This window comes from Methylobacterium sp. E-005 (assembly GCF_022829725.1).
Classification (GTDB): domain Bacteria; phylum Pseudomonadota; class Alphaproteobacteria; order Rhizobiales; family Beijerinckiaceae; genus Methylobacterium.
Window position 1 is genome coordinate 15,582 of record NZ_JAKSYG010000183.1, and the last position, 16,235, is coordinate 31,816.

Consider the following 16,235-nt stretch of genomic DNA (forward strand, 5'->3'; position numbering starts at 1 on the left):
GGAGGGTACGTCGGTATCCAAAGCGGTATCGTGGACAACACCGACTGATTTTCTGGACGGCCTTATGGAGCCGCTCGAGCTCTTGTTCCGGTACGGTTCGCATCGGCTGGCGCGACCTGCGAACGAGCCTCGACTCGATGCGTCAGACGACCGACGCCGAGCCCGGCACGGAGTTTCGCCGTCACGCCGGCGATGACCAGCAGGCCGAGCACCAGGGCACAAACCTTCAACGTATGCCCGATCGCGTCGTGGTATTGGTGCCCGGCGTGGATGATGAGCCAACTCACGCCGATGAAGACGGTGGTCGAGATCAACGGCATCGTCAGGTAGGGCATCGAAACGACAACAACCGTCGCGGCAACTCCGTTCATCCCACGGGGTAGGGCCCCAGCGCGGAGCACCGACGGTGAATCGGCTTTCTGTTCAAGACGCGCCGATCCGGGTCAATCGCTCAGGCGCCCAACCTCCGCCGCGAGACCTTTGGAGCGGGCGATTGAGGTTCCGCCTTGCGCGTGACGTCGCGGAGGGCTGCCACCATGAGGCCCGTCTGCGCGTCGAGGGCGCGCTTTTGCCGGTCCCGCCGCGTGGTCTGCCACGCCATCAAGCAACCCGCGAGGATCGCCGCAAAGCTCGCGACGAAAGGCGATCCGATCAACACTGCCAACCAGCCAACCGACCACAGGGCACTCGCGGCCAGCAACCCGGCGGCAATGGCGACGATTAACAGGACGATCATCGGAGCCTCGCCCACATGCAGAGACCGCTACAGCGGCAAGCTCCCATGTGCATATGCGTTCCGTGTTAATCGAGGGTCAACGGTAACAATTATGCCCACGCCGTAGACGCTCTCTCTGACCAATTCATGCTGCGATCGACCCGTTGAGGGTTTTCCGAACTGGCCGTAGAATCGACCGAGGGTGGCCTCTGACCCTTCGCCAGTCCGACGCGTGAGACCGATGGGCGCGGATGCAACGAATGCGTTCCGGCCCCAACAGATCTGACTGGGTTCTGTCCCGAGGTGGTCTTTTCGTTCGACGTACGCTCAACCCAGGCGAAGCTCCGTCACGAATACATCTGACCGCCGCCCTTCCATCGCGAATCTCTGTCCCATCCAACACGGTCTCGCCGGGATGGCTTCATTGGAACCGACTGGGCCATCGTTCAAGCGCTGACCGCCAGAGAGCCCTCGGGCTTATTCCTGGCTGTGCCCCATGCATGGACAGCGCAAGGCCTGAGGGGAAAAGACCAGGACCTGTTTGTCCAACGACTTGTCCTGGATGATACCTGCTATAGTCTGACGCCCCATTCCGAAGATCGAGTCTGAGATGGCCGTCGGGGATGTCGCCTCTGCGCGCTTGGCCGAGATCGCAGCCCGGTTTGGCTGCCCGGTCGAAACGTTCCTGGCGGCGCCTGACGGGGTGCTCGACCTCTTGGAGACGGAAGAACTGCTGACGTTGTGGAGCACGATCCGTCAGTCGCAAGTTCGGCAACGCATCCTGGACTTCGTACGGTGCCAAGCCGGGGGACGCATGTCCGCACCCGAAGCGGCAGAATAGCTTCCCCGGGGCAGGCCGTTGGCATTTCACGGCACCAGTCCAGCACCGCCAAGCCGCGATATCTGACGGGCGGCATGATCGAGAAGCTGCGTAACGTGCTGGTGGCCATCCGATGGCGTATTCGCGCTTTGGCGAAAGTCTTCCAGCGCCACCCCGACAGATCCACTGCGGAGGACAGCGCAAACGAAAAGCCGGCCGGGCATGACCCGGCCGGCTGCTTTGTTGATCGAGACCCGTCTTAGCGCAGGAGCTGCAGGATGCCCTGCTGCGCCGAGTTGGCCAGCGACAGGGCCGAGATGCCCATCGACTGACGGGTCGACAGCGCCTGCGAGTTCGCGGCCTCCTCGTTGAGATCGGCGTTCGTGAGGTTCGCCGAGCCCGTGCCGAGGATGTTGATCAGCTGCTTGGTGAAGTCCTGACGGTTCTGCACCACCGTCAGGTTGGAACCGAAGGCACCCGACTGCGCGCGCAGCGTCGAAGACGCGGCGTTGAGCTGGGTCAGGACCGTATTGATGTCGGTATCGGCCTGGAAGTTGGAGTTGGCGCCCGACGTGGCGACCGGGCTCAGACCCAGGCCCGTCGAGGAGAAGTCGACGCCCTGGACCACGAGGCTCGACTTCCCGTTCTCGTTGAACTGGATCTTGAGCTGATTGGACCCGCCGCCGCCCAGGAGGTTGACGCCGTTGTAGCTCGCATCGGAGGCCAACTGGTCGATCTGGGTCAGCAGGTTGTTGAACTGCGACGTGAGGCTGGTGCGGGTCGCGTCGCCGGAGGCCGGCACAGCCGCCGTACCGGTGATACCGGAGGAAAAGCCGATCTTCGCCCCTTCGGTGGAGTCGAAGGTGACATCACTGGTGGTCGAGGCAGCGACGATCTTCGTGCCTCCCGAGTCGACGGCGAATGCGGTCGTGCCGGCGGCGGTGTTGAGGGCGGCCACAGCCGCCGTCACGTCGCTGGCGGTCGTCGCACCGCTGGAGCCGGTTCCGGCGGCCAACGTCGCGGACTTCGCAACACCATCAACCGTGAAGTTCACAGTCGTCGTGCCGGTCGTCGCGGCCGCGTAGGTTGCGCCCGTCGTCGAGGTGGTGAACCCCGATACAGCCGGAGTTGTGTAGTTCTTGCTGGCCAGAGCCTGGTTGGCGAGCGACTTGGCGCTGTCGATCAGCTTCTGGATGCTGGTGATGCCCTGGTTGGCGGCCTGGATGACCTGCACGCCGTTGCTGACGCCGTTGAGCAGGCTGTTCAGGTCGTTGGACCGGTTGTCGAGGCCCTGAGCGGTGAAGAAGCTCAGCGGATCGTCGAGGGCCGAGTTGACCTTCTTGCCGGTAGCAAGACGGTTCTGGGTGGTCGCGGTCAGAGCCGCCGTGTCCTGCAGCGAGAGCAGGTTCTGACGCGTGGCGGCCGACAGGGTGATGGAGGACATGGATCGATCTTTCTGATGAGTGATACCCGTTTCTCGGGTGCATCAGTCATGGCACCGCAGAAGTTTCCTCCGCGTTAATGCGGGCAGTTCTTCAGCAGTACGTCTCTCGATCCTTAATGGATTATTGCTCGGAAGATATGAGTTTCTCGGGTTGGAATAGGATAACAGATAATTAATGCTCCCTAAGCCGCGATCTTTAAGCTGCTTATACTTGAAGCGCTAGAAGTAATTCTGATATATTATATGAACGACGGCCCACGCTACCGCACAAATTGCCAAGCGTTCACCTTCGATTGCTGAATTCGCCCTATAGTTTTGCGGTTCAAGTAATGCGTTCGGCGGCGCGACGCTCGACTTTTGGCGGGTTGCACGGGTTCGAGCTGGCTTACGCCGTGTGAGTCGCTCTCATCCGGATGGCGTTCTGAAAAGCCGCGAAGACCCTGTGCATCTGCGGTCGTTTGTAGGGATACAGATTCACCGGATCCATGTCGTGGATGACCATGCCGGTATCCGCCTCGAAGACCAGCAAGCGGCCGTCACGGGTTTCGGCGCAATCGAGGATCAGATAGTCGAGCCCGGTTCGGTTGTGGATCGCGGCGAAGGCCGTGCGGTGCCGAGGTGCGAACTGATCGTCGAACGTGGCCATCGCTTCGGCCTCCGCGTTACGCTTCGCCGAATCTTCGCTCATGCCGGCATTGAGGTAGTGGATCATCCAATGATCGCGGATGGCCATATGGCAGAGGAACGGGACACCATCGACAAGGACAATCCTGAGCTTTCGAAAGAGCCCGTCCGATCCGCTGTAGTCGTAGAACTGGGTGACGTAATACGTCTCGGCATCGGATCGGTCGAGATAGGCGGTGAGATCGTCGCTGCCCGCGATCTTCCGCAGCGCATTGCCGGCATGGGTATCGATCGGCCGGATGAGGACGGGGTAGCTCCATCCGTCCGGCAAGACGCCAGTGGCGGTCGCGATGGCGGCCTGGGGGACGCGGATGACGGAGGGGACCACGATACCTTCTGCGCCGTCGAGGGCCTCGGCGATCCCATGGCGTGACGTCTTCAGGACGTTGCGCGGGTGGTTGATTACGGGACGGTCCCAGCGCGAAGCCGCCGATGCCAAGGCTTCGAGCACCGGCTCATTCGCAGTGGAGTAGGCTACGCCGATAATGCAGACGTCGTGGGCCGGCAGAGGATCGGGGACATTGTCGCCCGGCAGCACGAACAGATATTCGAGCCGGAAGCCCGGGTCATCGAGCAGGAAATCGACCGGCGTATTCGCCATCAGGTCGCCTGCCGTGACGATGACCAGGACGCGCGTCGCCGCTTCGGGTGTGTTGGATTGGAGCTGGAAGTGTCGGCAATGCCCGAGAACTTCGTTCTGAAGCTGCAGCGCCGTGTCGGAACGGTGCATCAGCAACAGGATCGTCGCCAGATCGAGCGCTGTGCCGGCTTCGAGATCCCCGTCGCCGGCACGGGACAGGATATCGTTAGCCCAGGCACCCATGTCGGTGCCCTCGAAAGCCGCCCGAATCAGCCGCGCGGGCCCGATCATCGGGCTGGGAACGGCCTCACGGCTCACTGACGACGCCATCAGATCACTCCACCCGGCGGCCTGCTCGTCTCGGTCGAAGCCCCGGCACAGCTGTGCCGTCGCGTTCACCGTCGCGGCGTCTGCGTGGCCGCCCGCCGCAGCGCGTCCGCGAGCGCGCCGTCCGGTGCACCCTGAGGCGTCGAAGGCGTTCTCGGCGTACGCGCTTCTGGACGCGCCGGCCCGGACCGCGGTGCCGACGCCATCGGCTCGACCGGATCGTCGAGCCGCATCGATAGCGCGATCCGCTTGCGTGGACCATCGACGCTGAGCACCAGAACGCGAATTACCTCGCCGATCCGGACGACCTCCGCGGGTGATGCGATTCGGCGGCGGGCCATCGCCGAGATATGGACGAGCCCGTCCTGATGGACGCCGATATCCACGAAGGCGCCGAAGGCCGCCACGTTGGTGACGACGCCCTCGAGCTGCATGCCCGGCCGCAGGTCACCGATCGTCTCGACACCCTCTTCGAAATGCGCGGTCTTGAAGGCCGGACGCGGATCGCGGCCCGGCTTCTCCAATTCGGCGATGATGTCGCGCACGGTCGGCAGGCCGAAGCGCGCATCGGCGAACGCCTCGGGCTTCAGTCCGGAGAGCGTTGCCGAATTACCCAACAGGACATGGATGTCGCTTTTCGTCGCCTGCAGGATTCGCCGGACCACCGGATAGGCTTCCGGATGAACGCCTGACGCGTCGAGCGGATCGTCGCCGTTCCGGATCCGCAGGAAGCCGGCGGCCAACTCGAAGGTCTTCGGCCCCAGCCCGGGCACGGCCTTGAGCGCCGCGCGCGAGCGGAACGGGCCGTTGGCGTTCCGATGCGTGACGATCCGGTCGGCCATGGCGGCGCCGAGGCCCGACACCTGCGCCAGCAGGGCGGGGGAGGCCGTGTTCACGTCGACACCGACCGCGTTCACGGCATCCTCCACCACGGCGGACAGCGACCGCGACAGCTTCGTCTCGCTCACGTCGTGCTGATACTGGCCGACTCCGATGGACTTCGGTTCGATCTTCACCAGTTCGGCGAGGGGATCCTGCAGCCGGCGGGCGATCGAAGCCGCGCCGCGGTGGGACACGTCGAGGTCGGGCAATTCTCGGGACGCCACTTCGGAGGCTGAATAGACCGAGGCACCGGCCTCCGAGACCATCACCTTGATGAGCTTCAAATCGGAATTCGCGGCCATGACTGCGCCGGCGAGCCGTTCGGTCTCGCGGGACGCCGTGCCGTTGCCGATGGCGAGCAGCTCGACCTTGTGCTGACGGCAGAGCCGCCCGAGGGTCTCCACGGCTTCGTGCCAGCGCCGCTGCGGTTCATGCGGATAGGTTGTCTCGACCGCGACGATCCGGCCGGTCCGGTCCGCCACCGCGACCTTCACGCCGTTCCGATAGCCTGGATCGAGCCCCAGCGTCGGCCGTCCGCCGGCGGGGGCTGCCAGGATCAGATCCTTCAGATTTCCGGCGAAGACCCGGACCGCCTCGTCCTCCGCCCGCTCGAACAGGCGCGTCCGCATGTCCTGTCGGATCCCGGTCCGGATCTTGGTGCGCCATGCGGCCCGGACGCTCTCGAACAGCCACGCATCGCCCGAACGTCCCTGGGCCGCGATGCCGAACCGCCGGCAGATAGCCACCTCGAACGGACTGGGGATACCGGGTTGGCCCTCGTCGCCCTCCGCCGCGAAGGCGATCTCCAGAACCTCCTCGCGCTCACCGCGGAAGATCGCCAGGATGCGATGCGATGGCATCCGCTCCAGCCGCTCGCTCCAGGCGAAGTAATCCGAGAACTTCGCCCCGTCATTCGTCTTGCCCTTGCGGACCTGCGAGACGAGCTGACCGCCGCGCCAGTAATCGGCCCGCAGCCGACCGATCAGATCGGCATCTTCGGCGAAACGCTCGATCAGGATCGCCCGCGCGCCCTCCAGTGCCGCGCCCGCATCGGCGACGCCGCACTCGGCGGACACGAAGGCCGCCGCTGCCTGTTCGGGAACACGATCGGGTTGGGTCAGGAGCCGCTCGGCCAGCGGCTCCAGGCCGGCTTCGCGGGCGGTCTGCGCCTTGGTGCGGCGCTTCGGCCGGAAGGGCATGTAGAGGTCTTCGAGGCGCGCCTTCGTGTCGGCGGCCGCCAGGGCCGCGGCAAGTGCCGGGCTCATGCGGCCCTGAGCTTCGATGCTCGCCATGATGGCCCGGCGGCGGTCGTTCAGGTCCCGCAGGTAGGACAAGCGCTCGTCCAGCCTGCGCAGCTGCGTGTCGTCGAGGCCGCCCGTCTGCTCCTTGCGATAGCGGGCGATGAAAGGGACGGTCGCCCCGCCGTCGAGCAGGGCCACTGTGGCCGCCACCTGCGCTTCCCCGACGCCAAGTTCCTCGGCGATGAGCGCGTTCACGGCTTTCATGCAATCTCCGGCTGGCAGGTCGATGGCGGGACGGGAGCTGCCTGCCGCGCCAAGCCGCCGGAAACATGGCGCCGGAGACATGACGCTGGTGGGATCCTCGCTTCAATGGGGATCGAAGCGGCGTTGTGGGGGCGGATTCGCACTCTGTTTGTGGATAAGCCGTGCATCATCGCGCCGGGGTGATAACCGTATCGGTGGCGTCGATGGTCGGCAATAGATCGGCCTATAGCGCGGCACGCATCCAATAGACCTCTAGCGAATGCTTTGCCGTCTCAATCTATGGCTGGGGGCAAAGATCCATGAAACGGCGCAGACCTTGACGTAACGCGGGTCATGTCATTCGAATGTCACGGCTGAATGCAAGCCTCTTCCCCGTCGCATGCTGCGAAAGGCAGGCGCCCTGTGCAGTTCGAGATCCGCGAGAACAGCCGGTCGCTCTGGTCTTGGGTTCTGCTGAACGAGACGGCCGAACCGGTCATCGAGTCACGCCGCCATTTCCCGTCCCGGGCACAAGCTGCGGCGGCGGCTTTGACCTTCTCGCAATTGGTCGCCCGGGCCGGCCGCACGTTGTCCGGCGGTCCGCGTCAGATTGGGTTCCTGTAGCTGCGTCCTCAGGTGCGGTGGCGGATCAGGCTGATCACGCTCAAGCAAGCGATGGCGCATCCGACTCCCATGGCACCCAGGCAGCTGATGGTGCGGACGGGCTCACCGCGGGCCAGGACGATCGCGGCCGCCAGAGGGACGAGCAGGAAACCGAGCAGCAGGGCCATGGCGCCTTCCGGTCTTGGGCTAGTGAGTGCCGGGGCGAGTCTAGCGGCCGATTGGTTAATCGCCTCTGACCTCCGGTTCGGCCGCTGGCGCGGGGGCCGTCGGGTCACATCGCTGAGTGCCGTGAGGTCAGCCTGTCCGTGCCGTGATCGTCATGGCTCGACCAACCCGCGATCCGGACAGGCCGGAGCCTTCGCTCAAGCGAGCCGGATGAGCTGTTCAACCAGCGCACGATCATTCAGCAGGGCCATGCGCTCCCGCGGCGTCAACCAAGCCTGTGCTTCCGCGAGCGTTTCAGCCTCTTCGATTTTGGCGGCGGCGAGCGTCCGCTCGGGGTCGATCGCGCCGCGAGGCCGTTCGCGACGGGCCGGCAGCATCCGGATATGGGCCTCCGCAAGACCGGGATCGTTGCGGAGCGCCGCAAGGGCGTCGGCCTCGTCGAAGGCCGTGCCGGCGTTACGCGCGGCCAGCGTGCCGGCGCGAAGCGCGATCGCGGGGGGCGTGGCTTCCTCCGGCGTGGCGAGCAGGCGTCGGCGTTTGAGTGCCAGCCCGAATGCGAGTTGCCCGCTCGCCCAGGAGATCGGGATGGCCAGCACCAAGCCCAGAATGGTGGGGCTCATCCAGAGGAACAGCGAGGTCGCGATGGCGAAGGCCGCGATGCCCGCGACGATGCCCAGCACCGTGTGCCAGCTGTGCCGGGAGACGATGTCGCGCAGGGGGATCGTGCCGTCGTCGCGCCGTTGCGGATTCCAGCCGGTGTCGCGGCCGAGCAGAATGCCCATGACGGAGCCGGATTGGATCACCATCGCCACGGGTGCCACGAGGGCGGACAGCAGGATCTCGACGAGGCCTGAGAGAACGAGCCGGCCGCCGCCGCCACTGGCGCGCCGCACCGATCGATCGAGAAGCGCCAGGATCAGGCCGAGAACCTTCGGCGCCAGCAGCACCGCCATGGTCAGCCCGAACAGCTGAAGCGCGCGGACCGGGTCGAAGCGGGGAAAGACCGGCGAGAATCCGGCGCCGCCAAAATAGTCCGGCCGTTCCGTGGCGGTTTGCAGGACCAGCAGGATACCGACCACCAGCTGCATCAGCCAGAGCGGGGAAGCGAGGTAGCCGGCAATTCCGGTGGCGAAATGCTGCCGGGTCGCGGGATGCAGGCCCGCGGCGCCGAACACCCGGGCGTGCTGGAGGTTTCCCTGCGCCCAGCGCCGGTCGCGGACCGCAACGTCGATCAGTGACGGGGGGCTCTCCTCGTAGGATCCCTCCAGGCGGTGCAGCATGTAGACCGCCCAGCCGGCCCGGCGGATCAGCGCGGCCTCCACGAAATCGTGGGACAGGATGTGGCCGCCGAAGGGCGGTTTGCCCGGCAGATCCGGCAGGCCGCAGGATTCCGCGAAGGCCCGGGTCCGGATGATGGCGTTGTGGCCCCAGTAATTGCCGTCCCGGCCCGACCAGGCGGCGAGGCCCGCCGCGATCACCGGGCCATAGATCCGCGCGGCGAACTGCTGGAGACGGGCGAACAGGGTGTTGCGGTTGATGATCAGCGGCAGCGTCTGGATGATGCCGGCATCGAGATCGGCCTCCATGGCGGCGGCGAGCGCCACAATGGCCGGCCCGCTCATCAGGCTGTCGGCGTCGAGCACCAGCATATGGTCGTACCGCCCGCCCCAGCGCGTGACGAAGTCGCCGATATTGCCGGCTTTGCGGTGATGATTCTTCGGCCGATGCCGATAGTAGAGCCGTGCCTCAGGACCGAGCCGAGCGCGCAGGTCGAGGAACGCCCGTTCCTCGGCGATCCAGGCATCGGCCTGCGTCGAGTCGGACAGGACGAACCAGTCGAAATGCGCGCCGAAGCCGGTCGCCTCGACGGCCTCCCGCATGGCCTCGATGCCCGCGAAGGTGCGGGCCGTGGCCTCGTTGTAGACCGGCATCAGGATCGCCGTCCGGGTGGTCAGCTTAGCCGGAATCGCCGGAGCACGCTCGCGTTGCAGCAACATTGCAAAGCCGAGCAGCGCGCTGGTGAAGGCGAGCGCGATCCACGAGAAGGTCAAGCAGAACAGGACGACCAGGGCGAGCTGGAGCGCGGTCGGATTACCGGAGACCGAGACCGTCTCGACCATCTGCCAGCCGCCGTAAGCGGTGAGCGCCAGTGCCCCGCCGAACACCCAGGCCCGCGCGAGCCAGGGGCTGCGCACCGGGCGCGAAGGCCTGTGGCCCATCGCAGGATCCCAACGCGACAGGTCCTGAACCGGCATCGCCAGTGGCGCCTCGGGCGGCAGCGCAGGCACGGCGTCCGGAGCAGCGGCTGGGCCGGACTCGACCGCGGGCTGAGGCAGGGTAATCGTGTCGTCCATTCGCACGGCCGGGGGTTGATCCTCTTTCGGTGGGCAGCGGCGGTTATGGCGTCCAGCGGTAAAGCCATGTCTCGCTGGCCCGGGCTTGCCCGCGCCGCAAGGCGAGTCGCAGCTCGCTGGCCTTCTCGCCGCCCGGATCAAGCTCGAACAGGATCCGCACAGTCTTGCGCTCGGGATAGCGATAGCGGTCCTGCCGGATGAGCGTTCCGGCTGAGGCGCTGAGATCGACATCGATGTCGCCGGGCTCGAACAGCGTGTCGCCCTGGAAGTCGACCGCGAACAGGCGCCGGTTGCCGGAGCTACCGTGGCCGCAGCGGCTGTCGATGACCCGCGCGACCTCGGGCGGCAGCGGGTCGGGCCAGCCCTTGGACCAGTGCTGGCGGCACAGGAAGCGCATCTCCCCGCCCTTGGCGAGCTTCGCCTTGGGGCGCCAATAGGCGAAGACGTTCTCGTTCAGTTCGGAATCGCTCGGGATCTCGAGGAGCGTCACGGCGCCCTCGTTCCAATCGTCCAGCGGCTCCAGCCAGAGGGAGGGCCGCTGTTCCCAATGCCGGTTGTCGTCGTCGAAGTCAGCGTAGGCGCGGGCACGCTGCATCAAGCCGAACCCCTTAGGGCCACGATCGACGAAGGCGGACACTTGCAGGGTTTCGGGGTTGTGCACCGGGCGCCAGATCGGCTCACCCTGACCGTTGTGGATCGCCAAGCCCTCCACCGAGAAGGCCGCGGCGCGCAGATCGTCGACCCGGCGCCGGTCGAGCGCTCCGAACAGGTAGCTGCCCTGCATGCCGCCGAGTCCGATATGATCAAGGTCGGCGCGGGCGAAGACCGTGCCGTCGATCCCCGCCATCGAGGCTTCCCGGCCCGGGGTGAGGGTGAGCTTGAACGCCGCCGTCGCGGATTCCGATTCGGCGAGCGCGTGGACAATCACCGGCTGACCGGGCGCCGGCGTCTCGATGAACAGCGCGCGGAAGAGAGGGAATTCCTCTCCGCGGGCATCCGCCGGTCGGAGGGCCAGCGCCCGCGCGTTGATCCCGAACTTCTGTCCTTCCGCTACGAGGTGGAAGAAAGAGCCGCCCTGGAACAGCGCGAAATCCGACAGTGCGCCCCCATCGACGAAGCGCGCGCGCAGCCGGAAGCCTGAAAACGCTGCATCGCTCGCCAGATCCGGAAGGTCGATGCCCGGAGCCGAGAACGACGCCTTGTCGTAGGCGACCGGGCGAACGAGACCGTTTTCCACGAGGAACAGCGAGACCGGCGTTTCGAAGATCGAGCCCCGCAACAGCGGCTCAAGGCTGTAGCCAATCCCCTGGTCAGCCCAGATCGCGCTGCCCTCGGACGGGCGGATCGCCTCGTAGGCCTCCCGGGATAGCGTTTTCAGTGTGGCCGGCAGATCGCCGGTCTTGGGGCCGACATAGGGGATCTTGGAGCGCGCGCGCGCGAGCTCGGTGAGCGTGCTCCCGTCGAAGGCCTCGCCGGCGCGCGGAAAGTCCGGTGCCTTGTCGGTCTCGGCCGCCAGCGACAAATCCGGCAGCGCTCCTGAGGCCGCGGCCAGAGCCCCGGCCAGCACGACGCGGCGGGTTGGAGCTATGGACTGGCGGAGGTATCTCGTCATGCGGCCGTCGGTCTCTCGTATCTCAAGCCGTCCCAGCGGGGATGCTGCCGGAGCGGCATTCCAGCAATCGGGCCGCATCCGACCGTTGGTGGGTCGGGGGCCGTTGGGGTGGGACGCTCTCCGAAGTGTCTATACGGACAATCCGGCTGAACCCAGGGTTAAGCGCGCCGTCGAACTGCAAGCTGCTCCGTTGACTTAAGCCGAGCCGGCTCTCTAATTCGGCCGACTGCATCGAAACGGGGGAGGCAGCATGGGGTCGTTGCGAGTCACGGGCCACGGTGTGGATCTCGGCGAAAGCCTGCGCGGTCGCGTCGAAGAGCGCATGGCCGCGATACGGGGCAAATACCTGGATTCGCACATGAGTGACGCCTGCACCGGCCACGTCACGCTGCGGCGCGATGGAACCGCCTTCCGAACGGATTGCGTGCTGCATCTCACGTCCGGCCTGACCATCGAGGCGAACGGATTCGCCCACGATGCTCGGTCGAGCTTCGAGCAGACGGCCGAGCGGCTGGAGACGCGGTTGCGTCGCTACAAGCACCGGCTCAAGCAGCACGCCCCCGGGCCGACCGACGGCGCGGCGATCGAGGCGGCCTACGCGGTGCTGGCCGCCCCCGAGGAGGACGAGGACGAGCCCCTCGACGGGGATGCCCATCCCCCAATCGTGGCTGAAAGCACGCGAACCCTGCAGCGCCGCACCATCGGCGAGGCGGTCACAGCCCTGGATCTGACGGGTTCCCCCGTTCTCGTCTTCGTCCACGCTGGCACCGGGCGCGTCAACGTCGTATATCGGCGCAGCGACGGCGCAATCGGGTGGGTGGACCCCCCGAACGCCGGCGAGTGACCCGGCGGGTCGGGGGAACGGAGCCGGAACCGGCTTGTTTCCCGGTCGATTGATGAGCGGGGGCGCGGCCAAGCCGGCTGGCGAGGCCCCCGAGAGGCCCGTTCCTGACCGGACGGGCGACAGGGCAACGGTCGTTCGATGCCAGTTCTGGAATTCCTCGACCTTGAGTCGGTCGTGCCGTCGCTGCGCGCGCGGGCCAAGAAGCAGGTGCTTCAGGACCTCGCCGTTCAGGCGGCGCGACGGCTGCCGGCCCTCGGCGAGTGGCCGGTCTTCGACACGCTGCTTCAAAGGGAACGGCTCGGATCGACGGGCATCGGCGATGGCGTGGCGATCCCGCACGGCAAATTGCCGGGGCTCGACCGGCTGTTCGGCCTGTTCGCGCGATTCGACCGGCCGGTCGATTTCGAGGCGTTGGACGGTCAGCCCGTCGATATCGCCTTCCTGCTGCTGGCCCCGGAGGGTGCGGGGGCGGACCATCTTAAGGCGCTTGCCCAGGTCGCCCGGGTCCTGCGCGAACCCGGCATGCTCGCCCGAATCCGGGCCGCCCGGGACGCCGGGGCGCTCTACGCGCTGCTGACCCGTTCCACGGCGCCGCAGGCCGCCTGATGATGCCGTCGCGAATCGTGCCGGCCCTCGCGCTGGCTGCGGGTCTCACCACCGGCCCGGTCCTGGCGCAGGGCGAGACGACCTGCCCGCGGGATCTCCTGGTTGCACAATCGATGCAGAGGCAGGCGATCGATCAGCTCGAGCAGGCTGACGGCGACGAGACCAAGAATTGCCGGATCTGGCGGCGGCACGTCGAGACGATGCGCCGGGTCGCGGGGGTTTACGGGCGCTGCCTGTCCGGGTCCGAGCGGGGCGAGCGTCTCGCACAGGTCCAGGGCTCGGACCGGGAATTTTCTGCGGCCATCAAGGCACGCTGTCGCGGGAATTAGGCTCCCCGCCACTCACCCAGAAGGTCAGTCGAGGCTGCGCGGGGAGAAGGGCTCGGCGACTATCTTCACGGGCTTGCCACGACCGATCAGGATCGCCGCCCGGGACTGTTCGGGGTCGGCCTCGAACCGGGTGCGCACCCAACTCGCGAGGAACTTCACGTATTCGGACGCGACGAGCCTCGCGGCTGGCGGACTCCGCCACCAGCGGTCGGCATCAAACGCGTCCGTCACCACCGGGTGTGGCAGAACGCGATCGCTGTCCTGCAGGGCGTGAACCAGTTCGATCAGCGTGCGCGGCATGTGATAGTTCGACGTGACCACTGCCACGGTGCTGAAGCGATGGGCTCGCATCCAGCGTCGGGTTTCGATCGCGTTCCCGATCGTGTTGCGGGCGCGGTAATCGAGATCGACGCAGCAGGCGATCAGCGCGCGTTGTGTCGGGTTCAACCGGGCGATCTCATCGCGGCTGGTGCGTTCGTTGACACCGGTGATGAGCAGGCGCCGTCCGTAGCCGCCGGCCAACAGGTCGATGGCGTCGCCGATGCGTTGCGCCCCGCCGGTCAGCGCCACGATCCCGTCCGCCCGGTCGGCCGGCGCCCGTTCATGACGGGCCAAGGCGCTGACGAAGATCAGGAAGCCGGCGAACAGCGCGACAACCGCGAACGCTGCCCCGATGCCGAGCACGCGAAAGGCGGTCGTGACACGCTCGCGCGGCAGAGGCAGCTCGTCCGCCCGGCGCGGGAGGCTCCACTCGTGCCAAGCCCAGCCGAGGGTGTCGGTCAGGCGCGGATCCGATGCGCGCAGCATACGCGTGGTCATCCTCCGGAGGATCGACTTCGATTGCGGCGGCCCGGAGGCGGTCCGGACGCCAGCACCTACACCGCGACCATAACGTTTCCGGATCGTAAACGCGCCCCCCGAGATCCCCGGTATGCATGCGGGTCGCAACCCGCAGTCCGTCACGCCAGGAACCGGCGCACCGTGATCCGCGAGACCACGCCCGTCACGATCGAGGCGATCACGCCGATGAGGACGACGCTGGCATAGCCGCGCAGCCCGATCTGGAACGCTCCGAACAGGGCTTCGACTTCCTGCCCTGCCGGTCCGGACCGCGCCGCCCGGGCGAGGAGCCCCCCAATGACGAAAGCCAGGATGGCGCAACCCGCGCCGATCGCGCCGCCCCGCAGGCCCAGGCCGAAGAATCGCCGCTGGAAGGCGCGGGCGATATAATCGTCGTCGGCGCCCACGAAATGCAGCACCTCGACCACCTCCCGATTGCTCGCCATGGCACCGCGCGTTGCGAAGGTGACCGCGAGGCCCGTGGCGACCAGGACGAGGATCACGAGCCCGATCCCGATCCCCACGAAAGCATTGGCCGCACTCGACAGCCGCTGGAGCCAGAGCGCGTGATCGTCAAGGCTGGCAACGCCGGGCAGCGCTTCGAGGAGCCGCGCGCGCAGGCGCTTGAGATCGGCGCCCTGGTTTCTGTTGAGCTTCAAAGCGATCAGCCGGGGGACCGGCAGGTCCGAGAGGTCGAGTCCGGTCCCGAGCCACGGTTCCAGCAGCCGCTCCGCCTCGGCCTTCGAGAAGATCCGTGTCTCGGCGATACCCGGCTCCGCCTTGGCGAGACCGGCGGCGCGAGCGACGTCGGCCTCGACGTCGCGGCCGGGATTCGGCCGGATCTGGATGGTGACCTCCTGGGCGACGTCGCCCTGCCATTGCGCGGCATTCGTCGCCACCATCTCGGCCGCGCCGGCGCAGAGCCCCGCCAAAAAGGTCAGGATGGCAATGACCGCCGCGAGGGAGCGCCCGGCCGCGGTATCGGTGGGCACCAGAGGTGCGTTGCGGCGCAGATTCGCCGGGACGGACGGAGCCCCTGCAACCGGTCCGGGTCGCGTCCGCGGGACGGCCTGTGCGCTCATTCCTCGATCCGCAGCCGGCCGTCGTTCAGCACCATCCGCCGCGCGTCGACCGCGTCCATGATGCCGAAATCGTGGGTTGCGATGATGACCGATGTCCCGAGCTTGTTCAGTTCGAGGAACAACCGCAGCAGCCGCCGCCCCAGCCCGGGATCGACGTTGCCAGTCGGCTCATCGGCCAGCAAGAGGTCCGGCCGGGCGATCAGTGCCCGGGCGATGGCGGCGCGCTGCTTCTCGCCGCCCGACAGGAGTGGCGGCAAAGCGTGCATCCGCTCGCCGAGTCCGACCCAGCGCAGCAACTCGACGACCTCGGACCGGTAGCTCGCCTCCGTTCGGCCCTGCACCCGCAAGGGCAACGCCACGTTCTCGTAGGTCGTGAGGTGATCGAGCAGGCGGAAATCCTGAAAGACCACGCCCATCCGTCGCCGCAGCCCGGTCAGCGCCTTGGCCGAGATGCCGCTCACCTCTTCGCCGAAGATCGAGACCAGGCCCCGGGTCGGCCGAACCGAGAGCAGGATCAGGCGAAGCAGCGTGGTCTTGCCGGCACCCGACGGACCCGTGAGGAACTGGAACGAACGCGGGGCGATCCGGAAGCTCACGTCGGACAGCACCTCCGGCCCGAGGCCGTAGCGCATGCCGACATTTTCGAACTGCACCACCGGTCGCTCAGCGCCGGGCAGCAGGCTCTTCATGTTCGCCTGTAGGTTCAAGGCCGTGCCATGTCTCGCCGATCCCGCTTTCGGGAATCGCCGGACCGGCGGGCGTTTTCAAGGCCTATGGGATTTCACGGCCGCTTAACCCTGTTCGGAGACACTTTAGCAAGCGAATTCACTGTCCGGCCCCGTT

At 66.7% G+C, this 16,235-nt stretch carries 17 protein-coding genes; 6 read left to right on the top strand and 11 right to left on the bottom strand.

Annotated elements, in window-relative coordinates; translation table 11 throughout:
- Window positions 1–62 precede the first annotated feature (62 nt).
- Both MKK88_RS20625 and MKK88_RS20630 read right to left on the bottom strand, forming a co-directional pair.
- The gene (locus MKK88_RS20625) at window positions 63–335 is read right to left on the bottom strand and encodes a hypothetical protein (RefSeq protein ID WP_244002996.1); all 273 of its coding nucleotides are present in this window, start codon (window positions 333–335) and stop codon (window positions 63–65) included.
- Between the two features lie 116 nt (window positions 336–451).
- Window positions 452–736 carry a hypothetical protein gene (locus MKK88_RS20630; protein WP_244002998.1) on the bottom strand — a complete coding sequence of 95 codons (285 nt, stop codon included), beginning with the start codon at window positions 734–736 and terminating at the stop codon, window positions 452–454.
- A gap of 589 nt (window positions 737–1,325) precedes the next feature.
- Between MKK88_RS20630 and MKK88_RS20635 the strand changes: the two genes are divergently transcribed.
- A complete protein-coding gene (locus tag MKK88_RS20635; protein ID WP_244003000.1) occupies window positions 1,326–1,556 on the top strand; it encodes a hypothetical protein in 231 nt (76 codons plus the stop codon).
- 74 nt (window positions 1,557–1,630) lie between these two features.
- Window positions 1,631–1,798, top strand: coding sequence for a hypothetical protein (locus MKK88_RS20640; RefSeq protein ID WP_244003002.1), 168 nt, complete (start codon window positions 1,631–1,633; stop codon window positions 1,796–1,798).
- Here the strand turns inward: MKK88_RS20640 and MKK88_RS20645 are convergent.
- From MKK88_RS20645 to MKK88_RS20655, 3 genes are all read right to left on the bottom strand, one after another.
- Window positions 1,795–2,979 carry a flagellin gene (locus MKK88_RS20645; RefSeq protein ID WP_244003004.1) on the bottom strand — a complete coding sequence of 395 codons (1,185 nt, stop codon included), beginning with the start codon at window positions 2,977–2,979 and terminating at the stop codon, window positions 1,795–1,797. The two genes, MKK88_RS20640 and MKK88_RS20645, sit on opposite strands and share 4 nt — an antisense overlap.
- Before the next feature lie 385 nt (window positions 2,980–3,364).
- A complete protein-coding gene (locus MKK88_RS20650) occupies window positions 3,365–4,642 on the bottom strand; it encodes a hypothetical protein (protein WP_244003007.1) in 1,278 nt (425 codons plus the stop codon).
- Window positions 4,639–6,957 carry a Tex family protein gene (locus tag MKK88_RS20655; protein ID WP_244003009.1) on the bottom strand — a complete coding sequence of 773 codons (2,319 nt, stop codon included), beginning with the start codon at window positions 6,955–6,957 and terminating at the stop codon, window positions 4,639–4,641. The genes MKK88_RS20650 and MKK88_RS20655 overlap by 4 nt, the downstream gene beginning before the upstream one ends.
- 402 nt (window positions 6,958–7,359) lie before the next feature.
- Between MKK88_RS20655 and MKK88_RS20660 the strand changes: the two genes are divergently transcribed.
- Window positions 7,360–7,560, top strand: a complete 201-nt coding sequence (locus MKK88_RS20660) for a hypothetical protein (RefSeq protein ID WP_244003010.1) — start codon at window positions 7,360–7,362, stop codon at window positions 7,558–7,560.
- Between the two features lie 8 nt (window positions 7,561–7,568).
- Here MKK88_RS20660 and MKK88_RS20665 read toward each other — a convergent pair whose 3' ends face one another.
- The 3 genes from MKK88_RS20665 to MKK88_RS20675 all read right to left on the bottom strand — a co-directional run bounded on the left by MKK88_RS20665 (window position 7,569) and on the right by MKK88_RS20675 (window position 11,691).
- Window positions 7,569–7,727 carry a hypothetical protein gene (locus tag MKK88_RS20665; protein ID WP_244003012.1) on the bottom strand — a complete coding sequence of 53 codons (159 nt, stop codon included), beginning with the start codon at window positions 7,725–7,727 and terminating at the stop codon, window positions 7,569–7,571.
- A 195-nt stretch (window positions 7,728–7,922) separates the two neighbouring features.
- Entirely contained in the window at window positions 7,923–10,079 is a 2,157-nt protein-coding gene (gene mdoH / locus MKK88_RS20670) for a glucans biosynthesis glucosyltransferase MdoH (protein ID WP_279602442.1), read from the bottom strand.
- Between the two features lie 43 nt (window positions 10,080–10,122).
- A complete protein-coding gene (locus MKK88_RS20675) occupies window positions 10,123–11,691 on the bottom strand; it encodes a glucan biosynthesis protein D (protein ID WP_244003014.1) in 1,569 nt (522 codons plus the stop codon).
- A 250-nt stretch (window positions 11,692–11,941) separates the two neighbouring features.
- Between MKK88_RS20675 and MKK88_RS20680 the strand changes: the two genes are divergently transcribed.
- The 3 genes from MKK88_RS20680 (at window position 11,942) to MKK88_RS20690 (ending at window position 13,470) form a co-directional block, all read left to right on the top strand.
- On the top strand, window positions 11,942–12,535 hold the full coding sequence (locus MKK88_RS20680) for an HPF/RaiA family ribosome-associated protein (RefSeq protein ID WP_244003016.1): 594 nt from the start codon (window positions 11,942–11,944) through the stop codon (window positions 12,533–12,535).
- Window positions 12,536–12,673: 138 nt separating this feature from the next.
- Window positions 12,674–13,141: a PTS sugar transporter subunit IIA gene (locus tag MKK88_RS20685; RefSeq protein ID WP_244003018.1), complete on the top strand. Its 468-nt coding sequence runs from the start codon at window positions 12,674–12,676 to the stop codon at window positions 13,139–13,141.
- Window positions 13,141–13,470: a hypothetical protein gene (locus MKK88_RS20690; RefSeq protein ID WP_244003020.1), complete on the top strand. Its 330-nt coding sequence runs from the start codon at window positions 13,141–13,143 to the stop codon at window positions 13,468–13,470. Before MKK88_RS20685 ends, MKK88_RS20690 begins: the two co-directional genes overlap by 1 nt.
- 24 nt (window positions 13,471–13,494) lie before the next feature.
- Here MKK88_RS20690 and MKK88_RS20695 read toward each other — a convergent pair whose 3' ends face one another.
- The 3 genes from MKK88_RS20695 to ftsE form a co-directional block, all read right to left on the bottom strand.
- Window positions 13,495–14,277: a YdcF family protein gene (locus MKK88_RS20695; RefSeq protein WP_244003054.1), complete on the bottom strand. Its 783-nt coding sequence runs from the start codon at window positions 14,275–14,277 to the stop codon at window positions 13,495–13,497.
- Between the two features lie 152 nt (window positions 14,278–14,429).
- Window positions 14,430–15,392, bottom strand: coding sequence for a cell division protein FtsX (locus MKK88_RS20700; protein ID WP_244003022.1), 963 nt, complete (start codon window positions 15,390–15,392; stop codon window positions 14,430–14,432).
- Window positions 15,389–16,081 carry a cell division ATP-binding protein FtsE gene (ftsE, locus tag MKK88_RS20705; protein ID WP_244003024.1) on the bottom strand — a complete coding sequence of 231 codons (693 nt, stop codon included), beginning with the start codon at window positions 16,079–16,081 and terminating at the stop codon, window positions 15,389–15,391. The genes MKK88_RS20700 and ftsE overlap by 4 nt, the downstream gene beginning before the upstream one ends.
- Window positions 16,082–16,235: the final 154 nt, after the last annotated feature.

What these genes read in the sequence shown, in the direction of transcription:
- MKK88_RS20625 (WP_244002996.1), bottom strand. Translation starts at nt 335, where the DNA reads ATGCCCTACCTGACGATGCCGTTGATCTCGACCACCGTCTTCATCGGC.
- MKK88_RS20630 (WP_244002998.1), bottom strand. Translation starts at nt 736, where the DNA reads ATGATCGTCCTGTTAATCGTCGCCATTGCCGCCGGGTTGCTGGCCGCG.
- MKK88_RS20635 (WP_244003000.1), top strand. Translation starts at nt 1,326, where the DNA reads ATGGCCGTCGGGGATGTCGCCTCTGCGCGCTTGGCCGAGATCGCAGCC.
- MKK88_RS20640 (WP_244003002.1), top strand. Translation starts at nt 1,631, where the DNA reads ATGATCGAGAAGCTGCGTAACGTGCTGGTGGCCATCCGATGGCGTATT.
- MKK88_RS20645 (WP_244003004.1), bottom strand. Translation starts at nt 2,979, where the DNA reads ATGTCCTCCATCACCCTGTCGGCCGCCACGCGTCAGAACCTGCTCTCG.
- MKK88_RS20655 (WP_244003009.1), bottom strand. Translation starts at nt 6,957, where the DNA reads ATGAAAGCCGTGAACGCGCTCATCGCCGAGGAACTTGGCGTCGGGGAA.
- MKK88_RS20665 (WP_244003012.1), bottom strand. Translation starts at nt 7,727, where the DNA reads ATGGCCCTGCTGCTCGGTTTCCTGCTCGTCCCTCTGGCGGCCGCGATC.
- mdoH (WP_279602442.1), bottom strand. Translation starts at nt 10,079, where the DNA reads ATGGACGACACGATTACCCTGCCTCAGCCCGCGGTCGAGTCCGGCCCA.
- MKK88_RS20675 (WP_244003014.1), bottom strand. Translation starts at nt 11,691, where the DNA reads ATGACGAGATACCTCCGCCAGTCCATAGCTCCAACCCGCCGCGTCGTG.
- MKK88_RS20680 (WP_244003016.1), top strand. Translation starts at nt 11,942, where the DNA reads ATGGGGTCGTTGCGAGTCACGGGCCACGGTGTGGATCTCGGCGAAAGC.
- MKK88_RS20685 (WP_244003018.1), top strand. Translation starts at nt 12,674, where the DNA reads ATGCCAGTTCTGGAATTCCTCGACCTTGAGTCGGTCGTGCCGTCGCTG.
- MKK88_RS20690 (WP_244003020.1), top strand. Translation starts at nt 13,141, where the DNA reads ATGATGCCGTCGCGAATCGTGCCGGCCCTCGCGCTGGCTGCGGGTCTC.
- MKK88_RS20695 (WP_244003054.1), bottom strand. Translation starts at nt 14,277, where the DNA reads ATGCTGCGCGCATCGGATCCGCGCCTGACCGACACCCTCGGCTGGGCT.
- MKK88_RS20700 (WP_244003022.1), bottom strand. Translation starts at nt 15,392, where the DNA reads ATGAGCGCACAGGCCGTCCCGCGGACGCGACCCGGACCGGTTGCAGGG.
- ftsE (WP_244003024.1), bottom strand. Translation starts at nt 16,081, where the DNA reads ATGAAGAGCCTGCTGCCCGGCGCTGAGCGACCGGTGGTGCAGTTCGAA.